Source organism: Pedobacter sp. TM02 (assembly GCF_059705275.1).
The window spans coordinates 2,910,259-2,930,200 of the sequence record NZ_AP046530.1; the positions used below are offsets into that span (position 1 = coordinate 2,910,259).

General features: G+C 44.0%; 23 protein-coding genes and 1 tRNA gene. 17 read left to right on the forward strand and 7 right to left on the reverse strand.

What is annotated here, in order from left to right:
• The first annotated feature begins 75 nt into the window (after positions 1-75).
• From AC6H1S_RS12375 to AC6H1S_RS12420, 10 genes are all read left to right on the forward strand, one after another.
• Positions 76-146, forward strand: a tRNA-Cys gene (locus AC6H1S_RS12375).
• A gap of 38 nt (positions 147-184) precedes the next feature.
• Entirely contained in the window at positions 185-361 is a 177-nt protein-coding gene (locus AC6H1S_RS12380) for a spore protein (RefSeq protein ID WP_199136627.1), read from the forward strand.
• A 151-nt stretch (positions 362-512) separates the two neighbouring features.
• A complete protein-coding gene (locus AC6H1S_RS12385) occupies positions 513-821 on the forward strand; it encodes an ArsR/SmtB family transcription factor (RefSeq protein WP_199136625.1) in 309 nt (102 codons plus the stop codon).
• A gap of 24 nt (positions 822-845) precedes the next feature.
• Positions 846-1,283: an SRPBCC family protein gene (locus AC6H1S_RS12390; protein ID WP_497563805.1), complete on the forward strand. Its 438-nt coding sequence runs from the start codon at positions 846-848 to the stop codon at positions 1,281-1,283.
• A gap of 11 nt (positions 1,284-1,294) precedes the next feature.
• Positions 1,295-1,741, forward strand: coding sequence for an SRPBCC family protein (locus tag AC6H1S_RS12395; protein WP_497563806.1), 447 nt, complete (start codon positions 1,295-1,297; stop codon positions 1,739-1,741).
• 169 nt (positions 1,742-1,910) lie between these two features.
• Positions 1,911-2,303, forward strand: a complete 393-nt coding sequence (locus AC6H1S_RS12400; RefSeq protein ID WP_497563807.1) for a DUF7793 family protein — start codon at positions 1,911-1,913, stop codon at positions 2,301-2,303.
• Positions 2,300-2,680 (forward strand): VOC family protein, encoded by a 381-nt coding sequence (locus AC6H1S_RS12405; RefSeq protein ID WP_497563808.1) that lies wholly within the window; start codon positions 2,300-2,302, stop codon positions 2,678-2,680. The genes AC6H1S_RS12400 and AC6H1S_RS12405 overlap by 4 nt, the downstream gene beginning before the upstream one ends.
• 75 nt (positions 2,681-2,755) lie before the next feature.
• The gene (locus tag AC6H1S_RS12410) at positions 2,756-3,193 is read left to right on the forward strand and encodes a VOC family protein (RefSeq protein WP_199136615.1); all 438 of its coding nucleotides are present in this window, start codon (positions 2,756-2,758) and stop codon (positions 3,191-3,193) included.
• A gap of 94 nt (positions 3,194-3,287) precedes the next feature.
• Positions 3,288-3,692: a YdeI/OmpD-associated family protein gene (locus AC6H1S_RS12415; protein ID WP_199136613.1), complete on the forward strand. Its 405-nt coding sequence runs from the start codon at positions 3,288-3,290 to the stop codon at positions 3,690-3,692.
• Positions 3,693-3,712: 20 nt separating this feature from the next.
• Positions 3,713-4,339, forward strand: a complete 627-nt coding sequence (locus tag AC6H1S_RS12420) for a HEAT repeat domain-containing protein (RefSeq protein WP_199136611.1) — start codon at positions 3,713-3,715, stop codon at positions 4,337-4,339.
• Positions 4,340-4,442: 103 nt separating this feature from the next.
• Here the strand turns inward: AC6H1S_RS12420 and AC6H1S_RS12425 are convergent, their stop codons facing one another.
• The gene (locus AC6H1S_RS12425) at positions 4,443-5,471 is read right to left on the reverse strand and encodes a quinone-dependent dihydroorotate dehydrogenase (RefSeq protein WP_497563809.1); all 1,029 of its coding nucleotides are present in this window, start codon (positions 5,469-5,471) and stop codon (positions 4,443-4,445) included.
• Between the two features lie 215 nt (positions 5,472-5,686).
• On the opposite strand from AC6H1S_RS12425, the gene AC6H1S_RS12430 reads away from it, so the two are divergent.
• A complete protein-coding gene (locus tag AC6H1S_RS12430; RefSeq protein ID WP_199136607.1) occupies positions 5,687-5,920 on the forward strand; it encodes a hypothetical protein in 234 nt (77 codons plus the stop codon).
• Positions 5,921-5,981: 61 nt separating this feature from the next.
• On the opposite strand, the gene AC6H1S_RS12435 is transcribed toward AC6H1S_RS12430, so the two are convergent.
• Both AC6H1S_RS12435 and AC6H1S_RS12440 read right to left on the reverse strand, forming a co-directional pair.
• Entirely contained in the window at positions 5,982-6,629 is a 648-nt protein-coding gene (locus tag AC6H1S_RS12435; RefSeq protein WP_199136605.1) for an NAD(P)-dependent oxidoreductase, read from the reverse strand.
• A 55-nt stretch (positions 6,630-6,684) separates the two neighbouring features.
• Positions 6,685-7,095: an Rrf2 family transcriptional regulator gene (locus AC6H1S_RS12440; RefSeq protein ID WP_199136603.1), complete on the reverse strand. Its 411-nt coding sequence runs from the start codon at positions 7,093-7,095 to the stop codon at positions 6,685-6,687.
• A gap of 208 nt (positions 7,096-7,303) precedes the next feature.
• On the opposite strand from AC6H1S_RS12440, the gene AC6H1S_RS12445 reads away from it, so the two are divergent.
• From AC6H1S_RS12445 to AC6H1S_RS12455, 3 genes are all read left to right on the forward strand, one after another.
• The gene (locus AC6H1S_RS12445) at positions 7,304-9,217 is read left to right on the forward strand and encodes an ABC-F family ATP-binding cassette domain-containing protein (RefSeq protein ID WP_497563810.1); all 1,914 of its coding nucleotides are present in this window, start codon (positions 7,304-7,306) and stop codon (positions 9,215-9,217) included.
• A gap of 9 nt (positions 9,218-9,226) precedes the next feature.
• Positions 9,227-10,489: a type IX secretion system plug protein gene (locus tag AC6H1S_RS12450; RefSeq protein ID WP_497563811.1), complete on the forward strand. Its 1,263-nt coding sequence runs from the start codon at positions 9,227-9,229 to the stop codon at positions 10,487-10,489.
• A gap of 69 nt (positions 10,490-10,558) precedes the next feature.
• Complete coding sequence (locus tag AC6H1S_RS12455; RefSeq protein WP_497563812.1) at positions 10,559-11,206, forward strand: hypothetical protein; 648 nt, start codon at positions 10,559-10,561, stop codon at positions 11,204-11,206.
• A gap of 4 nt (positions 11,207-11,210) precedes the next feature.
• Here the strand turns inward: AC6H1S_RS12455 and AC6H1S_RS12460 are convergent, their stop codons facing one another.
• Positions 11,211-12,692: an alpha-amylase gene (locus AC6H1S_RS12460; protein ID WP_497563813.1), complete on the reverse strand. Its 1,482-nt coding sequence runs from the start codon at positions 12,690-12,692 to the stop codon at positions 11,211-11,213.
• A 180-nt stretch (positions 12,693-12,872) separates the two neighbouring features.
• On the opposite strand from AC6H1S_RS12460, the gene AC6H1S_RS12465 reads away from it, so the two are divergent.
• Complete coding sequence (locus AC6H1S_RS12465; RefSeq protein WP_199136593.1) at positions 12,873-13,394, forward strand: acyl-CoA thioesterase; 522 nt, start codon at positions 12,873-12,875, stop codon at positions 13,392-13,394.
• Positions 13,395-13,431: 37 nt separating this feature from the next.
• Positions 13,432-14,616 carry a cation:proton antiporter gene (locus AC6H1S_RS12470; RefSeq protein WP_497563814.1) on the forward strand — a complete coding sequence of 395 codons (1,185 nt, stop codon included), beginning with the start codon at positions 13,432-13,434 and terminating at the stop codon, positions 14,614-14,616.
• A gap of 340 nt (positions 14,617-14,956) precedes the next feature.
• Here AC6H1S_RS12470 and AC6H1S_RS12475 read toward each other — a convergent pair whose 3' ends face one another.
• The 3 genes from AC6H1S_RS12475 to AC6H1S_RS12485 form a co-directional block, all read right to left on the reverse strand.
• The gene (locus tag AC6H1S_RS12475) at positions 14,957-15,361 is read right to left on the reverse strand and encodes an EVE domain-containing protein (RefSeq protein ID WP_199136589.1); all 405 of its coding nucleotides are present in this window, start codon (positions 15,359-15,361) and stop codon (positions 14,957-14,959) included.
• Between the two features lie 99 nt (positions 15,362-15,460).
• A complete protein-coding gene (locus AC6H1S_RS12480; RefSeq protein ID WP_497563815.1) occupies positions 15,461-16,171 on the reverse strand; it encodes a LytR/AlgR family response regulator transcription factor in 711 nt (236 codons plus the stop codon).
• Entirely contained in the window at positions 16,172-17,218 is a 1,047-nt protein-coding gene (locus tag AC6H1S_RS12485; RefSeq protein ID WP_497563816.1) for a sensor histidine kinase, read from the reverse strand.
• Between the two features lie 61 nt (positions 17,219-17,279).
• Between AC6H1S_RS12485 and AC6H1S_RS12490 the strand changes: the two genes are divergently transcribed.
• Positions 17,280-19,847 (forward strand): TonB-dependent receptor domain-containing protein, encoded by a 2,568-nt coding sequence (locus tag AC6H1S_RS12490; RefSeq protein ID WP_497563817.1) that lies wholly within the window; start codon positions 17,280-17,282, stop codon positions 19,845-19,847.
• Positions 19,848-19,942: the final 95 nt, after the last annotated feature.

Here is a 19,942-nt window from a genome sequence, read left to right on the forward strand (position 1 = left end):
AGAATAAAAAATTAAATTCAATTTGCTTTGAACCCTAATTTTTAATTATTAACTTTGCAACCTTGAATTTTTAAGGGTCGAGTGGCCGAGTGGCTAGGCAGAGGTCTGCAAAACCTTGTACAGCGGTTCGAATCCGCTCTCGACCTCAAGATTAAAATAATTAAAAGAAATAAAGCGCATTACCATGGCAGTAACAAGATTAAAAAGAAAAGACAGATACAATAAAACTGTTTCTCGTTTAGAGGTGAAAAACCTAAAGTTAGCGACTAACTTAGAGTTAGGAAGCCGTTCTAAGCAATCTACAAAAGACCAATTGGCAAAAAACAACGCTATCTTGGCTCAATTAGAAGCTAAAGCTTAGTCAGTTTTCTTTTTAAAAAGATTTGAAGCATTCTAGATCACTCTAGGATGCTTTTTTTTTGCAAACCCCTTCCGCCTTTCATCTTATTTTAAAATAAATTTGCGTAAGCAAATACTTACACATATATTTGTAAGCAAACACTTACATAATTATGAGAAGAGATGTTTTTCAGGCCATTGCCGACCCCACAAGAAGAGAAATTATAAACCTAATTGCTTTTCAATCGTTAAACCTAAATGCCATTGCCGATCATTTCGAGGTGAGCAGGCCAGCCATTTCGCAGCACATCAAAATATTGAACGAATGCGGCCTGCTTAACATCAGGCAGGATGGCCGCGAAAGGTTTTGCGAAATGAAATTCGAAAAGCTGCAAGAAGTAGCCAATTGGATAGCCCGCTACCAAACGTTCTGGAACAACAAGTTGGACGACTTGGAAAAACACCTCAATCAAAAACCCTAGTATTTACCCTAAACAAAACCAACCATGAGCAACAAACCCGTTATTGTAGAAAGAACCTTTGCCGCACCAATTGCAAGAGTATGGCAGGCTATTACCGATGTAAACGAAATGAGAAACTGGTATTTCCAGCTTAAAGACTTCCAACCCAAAGTTGGCTTTAAGTTCGATTTTATGGGCGGACCAGAAGAAGGCCCGCAATACCTGCACCTGTGCGAAGTAACCGAAGTAGAAGAAGGCCAAAAAATAGCCTATAGCTGGCGTTACGATAATTATCCTGGCAACTCTGTAGTCAGTTGGGAGCTTTTTGAGCAAGGCGAAAAAACCTTGTTGCGAATTACGCACGCCGGTTTGGAAACCCTAGCCGAAAACGGACCTGATTTTGCCAGCAAAAATTTTGTGGAAGGCTGGACCTATTTCTTATACACTGCACTAAAAGGTTGTCTTGAACCTGAACAAAACTAATTTGATCAGCCATGGAAAAAGTAGTTATCGTCGCGCAAATGCTAATCAGAAAACCCGCAAGAGAGGTTTTTGAGGCATTTATTGATCCCGCCATTACCACCAAGTTCTGGTTCACCAAATCGTCGGGCAAGCTGGAAGAAAGCAAAACCGTTACCTGGGAATGGGAAATGTACAACGTCAGCAACGAGGTTTCGGTAAAAGAAATCATTGTCGATAAGAAAATAGCAACGCAATGGGGCCAACCGGCCACCAACGTCGATTATGAGTTTACGGCAGTAAGCGCCGACAGTACTTATGTAGAAATCAAAAGCTACGGCTTTAACCTAGATACCGATGAACTGATTAAGGCTGTCATGGACAATACCGGAGGCTTTACCACGGTATTAGACGGCGCCAAGGCCTACCTCGAGCACGGCATACAGCTTAACTTGGTGGGCGATAAGTTTCCGCACAGATGACCTCAGCCCCAAAGCCCAGAGCGCACCGATAAGAATATGGGTGCGCTTTGTGTTTTAAACAGCATCTAATTCAAGGGTGCCGATTGCTAGATTGGGACACCTTCTTTAAAAATTAAGCTTAACTTTAGGCTATTGAATAGGGCAAACAACAAGCCATCACCTCATAACAATGGAAAATTACCCAACAAACAAAGCCATAACCAAAGGCGAAATTGCAGATTACTGGTTCGAAGATGGGATTTTGGTTTCAATGTCCAAGTCCATCAAACGAACCGTACCGCTAATAGCAGCCAATGTAGACCTGGTTAAGCAACTGACCAACAATACGCCTATTCCTTTGCTGATCTACCTTAAAAGCTCGCCAGTTCCGGATGCCGAAACCAGAAGGTTTTCTGCCGCCAAGCTACCCGAGATCTATTCGGCCATGGCCATGGTGGCCCAACCAGGGCTTTCTAAATTTATCATGAATATTTTGTTCAGCCTTCAAAAACCTCCCATACCGATGAAAAGCTTTACCAATGCACAGCAAGCCAAGGCATGGCTCAAAAAAATCTCCCAATGAAACTGAACCTCAACACCATCATTATTTTTGCGCAGAATGTAGCCAAGCTCAAGTCTTTTTACGTAGATGTATTAGGGCTCGAAGTGCTAGAAGAATTTCCGTCAACATGGCTATTGCTCAAAGCCGGCGCCTGCCAGATCGGGCTCCATCAAATTGGCGATGCCTATCTGGACAAGAACGCACCTCCTTTCCAATTCGACAACAACACCAAAATTGTTTTCGAAACCGATACAGATATCTACGAACTCAGGCAGCAGCTACTCCACCAAAATGTAGCCATGCGCGAAGTAAAGCATTTCGAACAAAGTGATTGGTTGCTTTGCGACGGCGAGGATCCCGAGGGCAATGTTTTTCAGCTCAAACAGCACAAAGCATAAGTCTTTTGTTTCAAGAGGCGAAATTCATTCATTTGAAACCAAAGTTTCTTATCTTAACCTACCAAACTAAAAAAAATGACAACAGTAAACGTCTACCTCACTTTTAAGGGAAACTGCAAAGCCGCCTTCGAATTTTACCAATCGGTTTTTGGCGGCGAGTTTCAATTTATCGGCTTTTTTAAGGATATGCCACCTCAAGAAGGCATGCCACCGATGTCGGCCGAAGCAGGCGAAAAAGTAATGCATGTTTCCCTGCCCATCAGCAAAGAAACCTTTCTTTTGGGCAGCGATACCGACGATGTATGGTCGCCAAATTTTACCCAGGGCAACAACTTCTCCATCTCGATCAGTACCGACAGCCAAGCCAAGGCCGACCGTTTGTACAATGCACTAGTTGCTGGCGGACAGGCAACCATGCCAATGAGCAAGACCTTTTGGAGTGCTTATTTTGGTATGCTAACCGATAAGTTCGGCATTAACTGGATGATTGGGCTTGAAGATGAGCCGGAATAGCAAATCACTATTCTTTTTCTCGAATACAAAATAGGTCTGCCATAAGGCTGTCAGCAGCACCTTTATTTTTGCTCGACGATTTCATCAAAATCAAATGGAAAACACAGCAGAAACCAATAGAGGCGTGGCTACTTTTTACGCCCAAACCCGGCAGGAATGGCGCAATTGGCTGGCACAAAACAATCAGTCGGCAGTGGCAGTATGCCTGATCCTCTACCATAAAAAAAGCAAAACGCCAAGCGTAAGCTATGTCGAATCGGTTGAGGAAGCCCTGTGTTTTGGATGGATTGACTCTTTAACCAACAAAAGAAACGCAGAAAGCTTTTACCAAAGGTTTTCGCCCCGCAAACCTAAAAGCAACTGGAGCCAAGCTAACCGCGAACGTGTGGCTAGGCTTGCCAACGAGGGCCTGATGACCGAACATGGGCAAAAAACAATTGATATAGCCAAAGCGAATGGCCGATGGATGCCTGAAGCAAAACCCAAAAACAACCAATAAACCAAACCGCTTAACCAAACATGTCAATCATCGAACAACTAGCCTCCTCTTTAGGCAGAAGAGACGAAGTTCCTAATCAGGAATTGGCCCAACAGCTTGTAGCCAATGGCGATGAAAAGGCCGTGGCGATACTGGCAGAAAACCTCCACCACAAAAACAAGGATATCCAGAGCGACTGCATCAAAACCCTGGACGAGATCGGCAAACTCAGTCCTAAACTCGTTGCGCCGCATATCGAGGCTTTGCTGGCCCTGCTCGACCATAAAAACAACCGCCTGCAATGGGGCGCCATGACCGCCTTAAATGCCGTGGCCAATGAAAATCTAAAAGCGGTTTATCAGGCGCTGCCTAAAATCATTGCCTGTGCCGACAAAGGCTCGGTCATTACCAACGATAACTGTGTAGGCATTTTAATCAAGCTTTGCGCCGTGCCTACTTATGCCGACGACGCTTTTGCCCTGCTCAACGAAAGGCTAATGAAATGCCCTACCAACCAGTTGCCCATGTATGCCGAAAACGCCTTACCCATTATCAACCAGCAAAACAAAAGCACTTTCCTCAGTACGCTAACTGCACGTTTGCCTGAAATTGAAAAAGACAGCAAGCGCCTGCGCGTTGAAAAGGCGATCCAGAAAATCAACAAATAGTCGCCTAAGCTTACCATTGCCAAGTTGAGCAAAAAAATCAGTTGATGGGAAACAGGCTGATTTGGGCTAACTGGTGAAATAAAAGTTTAAGTAACGCAGCCAATTAAGCCAAAGCCTTGCAGATTCGCTTGATCAGCCCCGGTCCTTCATAAATAAAGCCCGTATACAGCTGCACCAAAGAAGCGCCTGCCTCTATTTTTTCCTGGGCGTCGGCCGGCGAGTGGATGCCTCCTACCCCAATAATAGGGAACGACTTATTCGATTTTTCGGAAAGGTAACGGATAACCTCGGTAGACCTTTTGGCTAAAGGCTTACCGCTCAAACCACCGGTTTCGTTTTTCAGCTTTTCTTCGGTATATAAGCCGTTCCTGTCAATTGTGGTGTTGGTTGCAATTACGCCTGCAATGCCCGTTTCTTTCACAATTTCCACAATATCGTCCAATTGTTCGTTGGTTAAATCGGGAGCTATTTTAAGGAGGATTGGCCTCGAAATATCGTTTTTGCGGTTGCGTTGCTGCAAGGTATGGAGCAATTCTTTCAACGGCTCCTTTTCTTGCAGGGCCCTTAATCCGGGCGTATTGGGCGAACTTACGTTCACCACAAAATAATCAACCACATCAAACAAACGATCAAAGCATTTGATGTAATCGCTGGTGGCCTCTTCGTTTGGCGTACTCTTGTTTTTGCCAATATTGCCACCTACAATAATGTGAGGTTCTTTTTGTTTGAGCAAACGCAGACGTTCGGCCATGACGTCGACTCCTTTGTTGTTGAAGCCCATGCGGTTAATCAAGGCTTCGTCTTCTTCCAGCCTGAACATCCGGGGCTTGTCGTTGCCCGGCTGAGGCAATGGCGTAACGGTTCCGACCTCTATAAAACCAAAGCCCAAATTGCTCAATGCCTCTACATATTCGCCATTTTTGTCGAAACCCGCAGCCAAACCTACCGGGTTTTTGAATTTGAGGCCAAAAACCTCGCGTTCCAGCCCTTTTAGATGGATATCAAAACTGCTGCGCAGAATGGTTTTGCCCAACGGAAAATAATCATGGAACCATTTGAGACGCTTTACCACAAAATAGTGGACATTTTCTGGGTCGAACTTAAAAAATACAGGTTTGACTAGCCGATACATGCAACGAAGATAAGAACGATTTTGTTGTCTTTTATTGAAGAAAAAAAAAATCTGTGCAAATCGGCAAAATGCTCTATTTTTTTACAACCATTTCCGCTGCTTTGAAATGAAAGAACATTTGGATAAGTTAGATTTTACTTAGGAACAATTGGTTTATGTTCAACAGCGAGCAATGGCGCATACCCTTGCAACCACCTAAACAAAAGATCCTCAACATGAAAAAAGCAAATTTGCTCAGCAAAGCTGAAATGAAAAACGTAACGGGTGGAGATGGCGAAACCGTTGGCCACATTGGCGGCGACCAGGCGGTGATGTACTGTCGTACCAGATACGTAGCCTTGATTGGCGACCCGATTAACGTACCTGATTGCGCGCCCAGCAATTGGGCTAGCTATTGCGCAGGCAAGGATGGCTATTCTGAAGACGATTCGCAGTGCATCTACTTTTAGTTAAAGCCAAAAAAACTTTAAAAAGCCAGCTTCGCACTTCAAGAAGCTGGCTTTTCTATTTTTAATAGGCAGCGGTAAACCTTTGCCTGGCATGCTGGTTGCTCGCTACCTCATCGGCAATAACAACCGCTAAATCCTGTACAGAAAGTATGCTTCTGCCCTCGGCATTAAACACTGGATTTTCTAAACCCAACCGATAATTGCCGGTACGGCCGGTATCAATGCCCGGATGCATCTCTATGGCCGGACTAAAAAAGGTCCAATTGATTTCCTGTTCGTTTTTAAGGACGTTCAAATAATCCCTGGCAGCTGTTGCGCCAGCTTTGTATTCGGCCGGAAAATCAGGTCCATCTACCAATTGGTGCCCATCAATAAACAAACTTCCGGCGCCACCAATCACGATTAAACGGGATACACCGGCCAGCTTTACGGCGGCCTGTATGGCCTCAGATCCCTTTATAAAATCGGCATACAAATTTGGGTTGGTCCATCCTGCATTAAATGCGCTTACCACAACATCAGCACCCTTCAGGGCTCCGGCCAAAGATTCAACATCGCTTACATCGGCGGTTTTTGCCGTTACGTGTTCATTTTGGGCCACAGAAGCTACATTACGCGCAATGGCGATGACCTGGTGGCCACGATTGGCCAATTCTGCTGTTAAGTTTTGGCCAACAAAACCCGTGGCCCCGATTACTGCTACTTTCATTGTTTTTGATTTTTATATTGTAAATAATTTTGTTACAGTTTTAATTAAAAAAATATCAGCCGAACTTGGCACTAAAATCGGCCAGGCTTTGCTTGTTCAGCTGATCAATCAATACGCGTTCGGTATCGTTGTACAGGCCGTCTAAATGGGCGTTGATATTTTTGCCTACCGGACATTGCGGATTAGGCGTATTTTTTTGGTGCCCCAGCAGCGACAGCTGCCTAACGCTTTCGTAAATGGCCCCTAAGCTAATTTCACTTGCCTTTTTAGCCAAAGTTGTTCCCCCGTTTTTGCCTTCCTTGCTTTGCACAAAACCGTGCTGGCGCAAACTGATCAGTTCTTTGCGTACCATGGCCGGATTGATGTTGATGCTTCCCGCCAACCATTCAGACGATACCAATTCGCCCTGAGCCTTGTCCAGCAAAACCAGGATATGCAATGCGATGGAGAATCTTCCGTTGTTCATTCTGTAATTATTTTTATTACAGTACAAAGGTAGGAACATTTTTTTAAATTCCAAATTTTTGTATGAGGATGTGACGCGTATTGCACAGTACCTAGAGCGAATTGTGGTTGGCGATGAGTTTGCTGCGCTAACAATTTAACTATCAAAGCAATTTTAACCGCCAAAGCAATCACGAATTAGCCAATTTAATTTGTATTTTTGCGCCGAAATGATTTCTATAAACGATTTAACTTTTTTAATTGGCTCTAGGGCCTTATATGACGAAGCCGATTGGCACATTAAGCCAGGCGACCGTGTGGGATTGATTGGTGCAAACGGAACCGGCAAATCTACCTTGCTTAAACTTATTGTGGGCGAATATACGCCTTCTTCGGGCAGCATTTCGATGGCGAAAGACATCAAGATTGGCTATCTGAACCAGGATTTATTGTCGTACGATTCGCATCACAGCATTTTGCACGTGGCCATGGAAGCTTTTGAGCGCCAAAACCAACTGCACGACGAGATTGAAGAACTCCTCAAAAAAATCGAAACGGATTACAGCGAGGAGATTTTAAATAAACTGAGCGATAAGCAACAAGAATTCGAAGCGCTCGACGGCTATAATATCGAATACCGCGCCAATGAGATTTTAGCGGGTTTGGGGTTCAGCACGTCAGATCAGCAACGCCCTTTGAATACCTTTTCTGGAGGTTGGCGCATGCGCGTGATGCTGGCCAAAATCCTGTTGCAAACGCCCGACATCCTCTTGTTGGATGAGCCGACCAACCACATGGACTTGCCTTCTATCAAGTGGCTCGAAAACTATTTGGGCGGTTTTGAAGGCGCCATTGTCATTGTTTCGCACGACAGATATTTCTTGGACAAAATCGTCAACAAAACCGTCGAATCGCGCAAAGGCAAGCTGACTGTTTATGCGGGCAACTATTCTTTCTATCTGGAAGAAAAAGCCTTGCGCAGCGAGATACAAAGAGGCGAGTTTAAAAACCAGCAAGCCAAAATCAAACAGGAAGAACGTTTGATCGAACGCTTTAAGGCCAAGGCCAGCAAGGCCAAAATGGCTCAATCGAGGATGAAAGCCCTCGACAAAATGGAGCGTGTGGAAGATGTTGACGACGACAACCCAACGGTAAACTTCAGCTTTAAATTTACCAAACCTTCGGGCCGACACGTGGTACGCATCGAAAATGCCTCTAAAAGCTATCCCAACATCGATATTTTGGAACATGCCGATGCCGTCATCGAAAAAGGCGATAAAATTGCCTTGATCGGCGCCAACGGCAAAGGTAAATCGACCTTGTTGCGCATGATTGCCGGCACCGAGAAATTTGAAGGTTCTTGCGAAACCGGCCATAATGTAACCACGACCTTTTTTGCGCAGCATCAATTGGAATCGTTGCACCTGGACAATACCATCTTAGAAGAACTGCAGGCTTTTGCACCAAAACATACTGATACCGAGTTGCGTTCAATCCTGGGTTGCTTCCTGTTCACCGGCGATGATGTATTCAAAAAAATCAGAGTCCTTTCTGGGGGCGAAAAATCGAGGGTAGCCTTGGCCAAGTCGCTAACCACCGATTCGAATTTCCTAATTTTGGATGAGCCTACCAACCACTTGGACATCCAGTCGGTCAACATCCTTATTCAGGCCCTGCAACAGTACGAAGGCACTTTCATTGCCGTATCGCACGACAGGTATTTTTTAGACCATGTGGCCAACAAAATCTGGTTCATCGAAGAAGAAAAAATCAAGGAATATCCAGGCACCTACGCCGAATACGAAGAATGGAACAGCAAGCGCGTTATTCCGGCGCCAAAACCTATTCCGGTTAAGCCAACGGGCGAGGAAAAGAAACCCAAAGCGACCGAACCTGCGCCAGCCAATGCCCAGCAGCAATTGAAAAAGCTGAACGAAAAGCTACGCAGAACCGAGGAAGAAATTGCAGCTTTCGAAATAAGCGTAAAAGCCGCGGAAGCCGAACTGGCCAAGGAAGAGATATTTTCCAACCAGCATAAACTGGACGAAGCGAATAAGCATTACCTGGCCGAAAAGGCTCTTTTAGACCATGCCCAAAAAGCCTGGGAAGAACTGGCCGCCGAAATCATGGAACTCGAATCTTAATATAACTTGATGAAGAAATTAGGCCTGATAGCTTTTATCACCGTTTTATGTACATGCGCTTTTGCCCAAAATGCCAGCGTGGTTTACGACAATAAAATCTATCAGCCTTTCATCAAAACCGTTGAATGCTACAACAGCAAAAAAGAACAGTCGTTTCCGGTTATTACGCAACGCACCGGCGAAACACTCACTTTTGGCTTTGACGACCTGCGGGGCGGCAACAAAAACTACAGCTATAGCATAGAACATTGCACCTACGATTGGAAACCGTCTAACCTCAACCAGCTCGATTACGTAGAATCGTTTAAGGAGGATATCATTTTTGGTTACCGCTATTCCTTTAATACGCTGCAGAAATTTACGCATTACCAAATTTCGTTGCCCAACGAGCAAGTCAAGCCTAAAATAAGCGGCAATTACCTGCTTAAGGTTTATGAGAGCAATAGGCCAGAAAACGTAATCATTACCCAGCGCTTTTACGTTGTAGACAATTTAGCCAATATTGGTGCCGAGCTGTTGCCAAGCAGCCAGGTAGAATTTCGCAACAGCAAACAGCGGGTAAGCTTTAGCATTTTTCATCAAATGGCTATCCAAAACCCTTACCTCCAGGTAAAGGCTGTAGTGATGCAAAATGGCATTCCGCAAACCGCCGTGGTAAATGCCAAACCTGCCTTTGTAAAACCTGGAACCCTCACCTACAACGAGCTGGGCACCAACGAGTTTTGGGCAGGCAACGAGTTCCGCAAATTTGACATCAGGAGCTTCCGGTACAAAGCCGAGCACGTTCAGGATATTTACCGAGACACTGCTATCAATGTGATCCTTTTTGCAGACCAGGCCACCGGCACTGCCCGATACAGCAATCAATTTGACGAAAACGGCGATTTTTTTGTACGCAACCAAGACGGTCGTGATAACATTACCGACAGCGATTATGCCAATGTGCTTTTTACCCTAAGCGCAGTCCCGCCAAGCGCCAAAGGCAGTGCTTATGTAGTGGGCCGGTTTAACAATTATGCCCTCAACGAAGATAGCAGGCTCAATTACGATATCAGCCGCAAGCGCTTTTATGGCAACATCAAGGTAAAGCAAGGTGTTTACGACTTCAAATATGTTTGGGTTGACGACAATGGCAAATTTGATGATACCGTTTTTGAGGGCTCTTTTTTCGAAACTGGCAATACCTATCAGATACTGGCTTATTATCGCAAGCCAGGTGGCCGTTGGGATGAACTGATTGGCTTTGCCAATATTTCCAATGTCAAAAAATAGAGCATTTGCAGGCTGTCAAATCTACGGCTATTCTGTTATTTTAGGTGCAATCTTCAGCGCTTAAAGTCTATGCCTACAAAGAAAGAATCTACAGACATCCCTCAACCTGTCTCAAACGATAAGGCCATAGATATCCACATTGCCCATAAGCGTGAGGCATTTGATGTTATGCGCGCCAATCAGGATGCCGAAATTGCACATGCACAAGATGCCATTGGCGTACTCAAAACCATCTTACAAACCACCATCATCATTTTTGGAGGCTTAATAGGAAGCTTTATTACGCTCAGCACCAAAGTGAACCCAAACTCTTACCTGATCTGTTCAGGTATCATCAGCCTCTTGATTATTTGTATCGTCCTGCATTTTACAAGGGCTACCCGAAAGAAAATAGACCAGAGCAACTCCAAGTATGTAATCTACCGCGAAGAATATGCCCACGAACGTGCTATTTTAGGCATAGCACCTTTCGAATTCGACATCGATACTTACAATAAAGCGCACAAGAAAAGTCCATATATACCGGGAGGGGGCTATAAATTCACCAAAAGGATCTTGAACTCGTTTACCTGGATCGTCGTAATTACCGCTTTGATTGGTACCGGCATTGTTTGGCTCGCAATTAAAGAAAAAAACAATTCCATCGAAATCAAGAACCAACAAAAAAAGCAAGACCAAACCGAAGCTCCAAAACCTGCAGATACCATTTGTTGCTGATGGCTCAGGCCATGGCCTCTTTAGGCACCCAAACGCTTACGCTGCCTGCGTTGCACAGAAAAGTAGCATTTCCATCATCGTTAATTGTAATCTCCTCCTGTCTTTTGCCCAAGGCATCTACAAAAACCCGACCTGCAAAAGCCTTGCCTAGTTGCATTTCCTTAAAGCCTTCGTCGCCGTTGCACATGAGCACGGCCAAGCCAGAGTTTTCGTGTTCGGCATCGCCAGTTCGGGTCCAGCCGATGCAATTGGCATGGTTAAGGTAATCCTGTTGTTCGCCATAGGCCAAATCGCGCCTGATTTTTAGTAAAACAGGCAGTTCGGCAACCGTAGCCAAATCAACCTGTTGCGCCTTGTCTTCGTAGCTGGCACCATAAATATCGGTAAAGAACACACATGGCGTACCTTGTATGCGCAGCAAAATGAGCGCATAAGCCAACGGCCGGAACCAATAGTCGACAAAGGATTCCAGTGCCTGCATGGGTTGCGAATCGTGGTTATCCACAAAAGTAACGGCCAGTTCGGGCCTGCTGCCCACCAAGGTATTATCAAAAATACGGCTCATATCGTAATCCTGCCCTTCGATAGAAGCCAGGTAAAGGTTGTGGTGCAGCAACGAATCGAACAGCTGTGTACGGCCACCGGTAATTTCGAGGTATTGATCGAGGTCGCCAACATTTTGGATATCCCAGTTCTCGGCTACAAAGTAGAAGTTCCGACCACATTCTTGCTCCATTTCGTCCATCCATTCGATCAGAAAATCGGGCGAGATATGTTTAACCGCATCAAGGCGGAAACCATCTACCTTGGTATTTTCGTAATACCATTTGCCCCAATACTTAAGCTCTTCGCGTACAGCAGGGTTTCTAAAATCGATATCGTCGAACATCAGGTAATCATAATTGCCCAGTTCGTTGGAAGGCACTTTTTCCCAACCTTCGCCATAGCCATTTTCGATCATAAAAATCCCCGACTCCTTCAGGTCTTCTGCCCAATCTACGCCACTAAAACATTGATGGTCCCAAACAAATTCAGAATATTGGCCTTTGCGCCCCGGAAAGGTAAACCGGGTCCAAGCCTCGATTTCGAACACGTCAGATGTAAATTCGTTTCTGTTTTCTTCGTTTACCCGTCTTACGCTCACCTTCTCCAGCTCGTCACCACCGGCTTTATGGTTAAAGATGGTATCGGCAATGGCCTGCAGGCCCTGCTGGTGCAAAGCCTCAATGGCTTGTTGGTATTCTTCCTTGGTTCCGTATTTGGTGGCAGTGCTGTTCTTTTGGTCAAACTCGCCCAAATCGAACAGGTCGTAGGTATCGTAGCCGATAGAAAAGGTACCATTCGTGCCCTTATAAGCCGGCGGGAGCCAAAGCCCTGTAATGCCCATTGCGGCCAAGTTTTGAGCCTCTTTTTTTACTTTTGTCCACAAATTATCGGCTTCGTTGTAGTACCAGTGAAAATACTGGATAAGCGTTGGGTTCTGCATATTTTTAAAGGCTAAATAAGGGTAACAGGAAAGTGCAATTTATGTTTTAAACGAACTGCTATTTTAGCAATTTAAGCCTTGGCAAACAAGCATTTTGCCATTCTTTACCGTGACCATACGGATGGCTTTTGCCAAAAAGTACAACAAAACCCATCTTTTTTATCTACTTTTGCAGCCATTATGAGTATAAAAGCTAAAAGCCCTAAAGATTCGTTCACGATCATGAACGAGCTGGTATTGCCCAACGACACCAACACCCTGAACAACTTAATGGGGGGACGTTTGTTGCATTGGATGGATATCGCAGCGGCTATTTCGGCACAAAAGCACTGCAACAGGATTGTAGTTACGGCCTCGGTTGACAATGTTTCCTTTAAGCAAGCCATTAAACTGGGCGATGTCATTACCATCGAAGCCAAGGTTACCCGTTCGTTTAACACTTCTGTTGAAGTACGTTTAGACGTTTGGGCAGAAAACATCCCTTCTGGCAGCAGAGCGAAGTCGAACGAGGCTTATTATACTTTCGTAGCGGTTGATCAAAGTGGCAGAACCATCCCTGTGCCCGAGTTGAAGCCAGAAACCAATGAAGAAATCGAGTTGTTTAACGGGGCCTTGCGCCGTAGGCAATTGCGTTTAATCTTGGGTGGCAAAATGGAACCCAACGACGCTAGCGAACTCAAGGCCCTATTTTTTAAGGAATAAATCCTGACCATTTGGTCGGCTTAACAACGAAAACGGCATGACGACCTACACTACTTTGATTATTTTAAGCGGATTGGTAATCTTTTCCTATCTGTTTGATTTGGTGGCCAGCAAAACCAAGCTGCCTTCGGTTTTATTGCTCCTGTTGCTGGGCATTGGCCTACGCCTGCTGGTAGACAACCTGCACCTGCAAACCTTCAATTTTTTGCGCATCCTGCCTACTTTGGGTACCGTGGGATTGATATTGATTGTTTTTGAGGGTTCTTTGGAGCTCAAGTACGACCAGGAGAAGAATAAAATCATTAAGGGCGCTTTCTTTTCGGCCTTTTTCATCCTATTGGCCACTATTGCCTGCATTACCTTTATTATTTACCAGGTAACGGGCAGGGAGCTTTACCTCTGTCTCGTTAATGCAGTGCCTTTTAGCGTCATCAGCTCGGCCATCGCCATCCCCTCTGTTGCCGGATTGGGCAAAAAGAGCCGGGAGTTTATCATTTACGAAAGCTCGTTTTCTGATATTTTGGGCATTATCATTTTTAACTTTGCGGTTTCCAACCCCCATATTTCAGCTAGTTCTTTTGCGGCATTGGGTCTTGATATGGCCATCGTGGTTATATTTTCGGTCATTGCCTGTATATTTTTGCTTTACCTGATGGGCAAGATTTCCCACCACATCAAGTTCTTCCTCATCATTTCCATACTCATTTTGATTTACGCCATTGGGCAATCGCACCACCTTTCGTCGCTGGTACTGATCTTGGCATTTGGTCTGTTTTTAAATAACGCCGACACCATTAAGCATGCTTGGTTCAGAACGGTTTTTCTGTATGAAAACCTGACTAAGGACTTGTCACAGTTGCATCAGCTTTCGGCAGAGAGTGCCTTCATTATACGCACCTTCTTCTTTGTGATTTTCGGCTTTACCATTAACATTTACGAACTGAACGACCAAAACGTATTGCTTAACGGCTTCCTGATCTTGTTGAGCATCTACTTGATCCGCTTCATTTATTTACGGCTTTTCAAAAAAGAAAATGTCTTTCCAGAGGGATTTGTAACGCCTCGGGGATTAATCAGTATCCTGTTGTACTACAACTTGCCACCTAGCATGATATTGCCAGAAATCAGTACTTCTTTCCTTTTTGTTGTGGTATTGGGCACCAGTTTGATCATGAGCATAGGTTTATTGGCCAGCAAGAGGAAGTTGGGGGTTGAAGGTTAAAAGTGGAAAGTCGAAGGTTGAAAGTTAAAAGTGGAAAGTTTTAACTTTTAAGTAGTAAGAAATAAGTTTTAGGTAATAAGTATCGTCATGCTGAACTTGTTTCAGTATTTTAACTAGAGAGACCCTGACCTGTAGCGGAGCGGAATGCTACGAAGTAAAATAAATTCAGGGTGACGCATTATTAGCTAATTAGCTAATTAATCTTTGCTCCTTTATCCTTTAGCTAACTCACAATAAGACATTCCCCTTCTGTCCTTCGACAGGCTCAGGATGACAATATTTATCTTTGCTCTTTTATCTTTATTTCTGACAACCCACAACTTACAACTGTAAACTCACCTCAACTTCCCATTTCCAGAATCTTATCGAACTCTGTTGCTTTTAGAGGCATCACCGACAAACGGCCCTGACGGACCAAAGAAATGTCTTTCAAGCTTTCTTCGGCTTTGATCTGCTCGAGGCTCACTGGTTTGGCCAGGCTTTGTACCGGTGCCAAATCAACCACTACCCAATTCGGATCGCTGGTGGTGGGATCTTGGTAGGCTTCTTTCACCACTTTAGCAATACCAACTACATTTTTGCCTTCGTTGCTGTGGTAAAAAAGCACCAAATCGCCTTCTTTCATGGCCCTGAGGTTGTTGCGGGCCTGAAAATTGCGCACGCCATCCCAAAAGGTGCGTCCGTCTTGGTTAAATTTTTCCCAACTGTATTTAAAAGGTTCTGATTTGACTAGCCAATGGTTCATGTTTCGGTATTTAAGCCCCGAAATTACTAAAATGGAACGGATTTAGGAAAAGGATAATTTTCAATCTGGCAAGAAAGCTTGTTAAAATTTATCGTGAATTTACAACCCACAAACCCTTAAAAAGCCTTCTCTAAAATTAGCCGAAATGGGCACTTCCTGATCGCGAATGAAGACGCGATTGCCTTCAATGTGGCTAATGTGGTTTTTGTTGATGATGAAAGAGCGGTGCACGCGAATGAAACGGTTTTTAGGCAAGACTTCTTCCAAGCTGGTGAGTGTGGCTGTTGGCATCAGTTGCTTATCGCTCAAAAATACCTTGGTATAGTTGCCAAAAGCCTCGAGGTAAAGGATATCATCAAAAGCTACCTTAAAGATTTTGTTATCGCTTTTAATGAACATAAAATCGTCGGCAGGAATTGTTTCGGCTACAGGCATAGGTGTTGTAGCTGGCGCCAGCTTTTCGGCCACTTTATCTACCGCCATTAAAAAACGCTCGAAAGAAAAGGGTTTCAGCAAGTAATCGCTGGCCGAAAGCTCAAAAGCATCTACAGCGTATTCTTTATAGGCAGTGGTAAAAATAATCTGCGGTGCTTTCTTTAAAGTCTTCAAAAAGCCAATGCCATCAATTACAGGCATATTGATGTCGAGAAAAATAAGGTCTATGGCATGTTGCTGCAATTTGATGCGCGCTTCCATGGCATCCTCGCACGAAGCCACTACCTCGAGCAGAGGATATTGCTTGGCATAGCCTTCAATAATCTGCCTGGCAATAGGTTCATCGTCAACAATTAAACATTTGATGGTATTCATCTATTTCATTTTTAATTGGAGGCTCACATTGTACATGCCTTCGTCTTTGCTGATTTTCAATTCGTATTGGTTGGGGTAAAGCACTTTTAGCCTTTGATAGGTGTTGCTTAGTCCCAAGCCGCTGCTCAGGTTCTTTGTTTTTTCTTCGTGCTCATCAAAACTGTTTCTGATGGAAAACAAAATCCAGTCTTCCCAGGTTTTCAGCGTTATATCGATCACTATTGATTTCTGCGCTGTATTTTTGGAGTGCTTAAAGGCATTTTCAATGAATACGATCAACAACATGGGGGCTATCTTGATGTGCTCTGTGCCCACCTGCTCTAAATTACAGGTCAACGATAAGCGATTGCCAATCCTGATTTTTTCGAAATCGATATAATTGTGAATATAGGCCAGCTCGCTCTTTAACGGAACCAACAGTTCTTTGGCTTCGTAAACCGAATAGCGCAACAATTCTGACAGTTTTAACAACAAGTCCGGGATTTTCTCATGATCGCTAATAGAAAGCCCATACATGTTATTGAGCGTATTGAACAAGAAATGGGGGCTCAATTGCGATTGCAACAACTGCAGTTCGCTCTTGCTCTGCGTAGCCAAGGCATTGGCCTGATCTATGCGCAAATTGAAGCGTTTAACCAGAAATTTAAGCCAGGTGCCCAAGGCCGAACTCAGCAAAATAAAAAGTGCCCAAAACAACAGCAGGTTAACGGCTGGCAGGTGTGGCAACTGGATATCGGCATGAATAAAAAGCCCTACAAAACAAGCCACTACGACCAAACCTAAGGCTGTAATTACCTTTTTAAGCAAATGTTCGCTCTTCAATTGCCAAGAATCGGCCAGGTACCAGCCCAAATACAAAAACAAGAAGAAAGCAACAGTTACCGCAAAACCAAGCTCTTCGGCATTATTGCCCGATACCAACTTGATATAGAAAAGCGAAGCCCAATACACGGGCACCGCGGCCATAACGGTAAAGTAGAACAACAAGCGGTTGCCCCACTTTCGCGGTGTTTTGCCTTTTTTCTGTTGGGTATTGCTTGTATCCATATGGCTTCGATCAGTTAAAGGTGAACAATTTTTTTTGTTCCTTAAATAATTGCTGTCCGAAATGCTCAAATTGCTGATGAAACTCAGTTTTTGGCTGATGAAAAATCTCGACAGGGATAAATCGCATTCCATCAGTTCAAACCCTAAGTTCGTCATTTATTTTTCTACGGCTAAGCATCAAATTGAATTTTTGTTTCAGATCAACAAAAGCAACATGAAAACGCCAGCTATCAAATTCGTCATCGTCTTATTTATTTCGCTATTTGCCTTCTCCAATTCATCTTTTGCCCAGAACAAAGCAATGGGCATTCGTGGTGTGCTAGTTGATTCTGCCAGCAAAGCGCCTTTAGAATTTCTAACTATTGGGTTACTCAATGCTGCCGATAGTCTTTTGCAAACCAGCTTAAGCAAGGCTGATGGCTCTTTTAGCTTTAGCGAATTAAAGGCAGGCAATTACAACCTCCGCATTCAGGGCATGGGCTATAAAAGCAAAAAGATGAGCTTAAGCTTAAGCGAGCAATCGCCTTTACATGAACTTAATACCATATACATGATCGGAGAAGCCAAAAATTTGCTTACTGTGAATATCACTGGGCAGAAACCTTTGGTTAAGCAAGATGCCGACAAAATCAGCTACGATTTACAGGCCGATCCGCAAAGCAAGGTCAGCAGTGTATTAGAAATGATGCGCAAAATACCTTTCATTACGGTTGATGCCGATGAAAACATCCAGTTAAAAGGCAGTTCGAGCTATCGCGTGTTTATCAATGGCAAACCTTCGGGACTGGTAGAAAGAAATCCGAAGGATATTTTGCGAAGCATCCCTGCTTCTACCATTAAAAGCATCGAAGTGATGACTAATCCATCTGCCAAATACGATGGTGAGGGCTTGGCCGGTATTATCAATATTATTACTGTTAAACAGGCTTTTGATGGCTACCAAGGTTCGTTAAACCTGAACGGAAAAGCACCCATTGGTGGCCCTGGAACGGGAGGCACATTCAGCTTAAAATATGGCAAGCTTGGGCTTACTGCGCTAGCAGGCGCCAGCAGGTTCAATCAGTCTAATACCTTTGCAACAACTAACAGACAAAGCACAAAAAGTTACCTAGTACAGGAGAGCAACCGCAAATCGACAAACAACACGGCCTATTCGGGCATTGAGTTGAGCTACGAATTGGATAGTCTTCATTTGCTTTCAGGGCAGTTTAATTGGAATGGCAATCGGCTTAATGGCTCCGGAAATCAATTGAGCCAATTTTTCGCCAGCAACAACCTCATTCAGCAATACGGCCTGATCAATCAGAACCAACGCAATGGCAATGGTATCGATGCAAGCTTAAATTATCAGTTGGGCTTTGCCAAAAACAAGAATCAGCTCCTCACTTTTTCTTATCGTTACCTGCGCAACGAAGGCCATTTGAACACCGATCAAGATTTCGAGCAGCTTATTAACTACAATATGCCCGCTTTTAGGCAAAGCAATAACGAAGGCTTAACAGAACAAACCGTACAGGTAGATTATGTACAGCCATTTGGAAAATTACTAATGGAAACCGGTTTGAAAGGTATTTTCAGAAATAACAGCAGCGATTTCAATTATTTAGGTTACAACGGCACGAGTTTCGTTTTAGACCCTTCGAAATCAGATAGCTTTGCAAATGGACAAAAAGTTTATGCCTTTTATAATTCTTACGGTTATAATGTGGGAAAATGGCAATTCAGAGCTGGAATTAGGTTAGAAAAAACCATTATCGATGCCAATTTCAATACAGGAAGCCAACAGGTGGTACAAAATTATTGGAATGCCATGCCAAATGCCGCCATCAGCAGAAAATTAAGCGAATTTAGCAGCCTGAGCTTCAGCTACAGTAAGCGCATCCAACGCCCTTCTATTTATCAATTGAATCCTTTTATCGACCGCTCCAATCCAGATTTCGAAAGAATGGGCAACCCTAGCCTACGACCAACCACCAGCGGCCTGCTACAGTTAAGCTACCTACGCTCTAAAAAATGGACCTTTAATATTGCCCTTGGCCATATCTTCTTTAATAACGTAATTGGTCAGATTTCTATCTTCGATGCCAGCCGCAACCTTACCTTAACTACTTACGAAAACAACTTTACGGGTGGCATTTATAAGATTAATATCTATCTCAACTATCCGTTAACAAAGCAATGGAACATTAGCCTAAACGCCGACCTGCGCTATGTTGATTTTTCTGCAACCATAGATCAGGCCTTGCTAAACGGTAGTGGCGCTATGGCCTACGCTAATATTTCGAGCGGGTATCGTTTTAAGCAAGGCTGGCGTGCAGGGGCCGATTTTACCATGGACTCTGGCGGGATTTCTGGTGCACAAAGCAGTACCAATGGTTATGTAGGCAATTCTTTCAGCTTGAGCAAGGATCTGTTGCAGAGCAAATTGAACATTGGCATTTCTGTAAGCAACCCTTTTTCCAAATTCAGGGATATAAACGATGAATTAAGTGGTCCAGGATTTAGCCAGCTTAGCCATACCCGCAACTATTATCGGAATTTTGGATTAAGCCTAAACTATCGTTTTGGCAAATTGCAAAGCGAAATCAAGAAGAATAAAAGGGGCATTAAAAATGATGACTTGCAGTAGACAAATTGCTCTTAACACTAGCTATTTAGCCACATACCATATAGAACTAATTTAACTAAAGGTCCTAAGCGATTGCTTAACAAGCTCGCCATGGC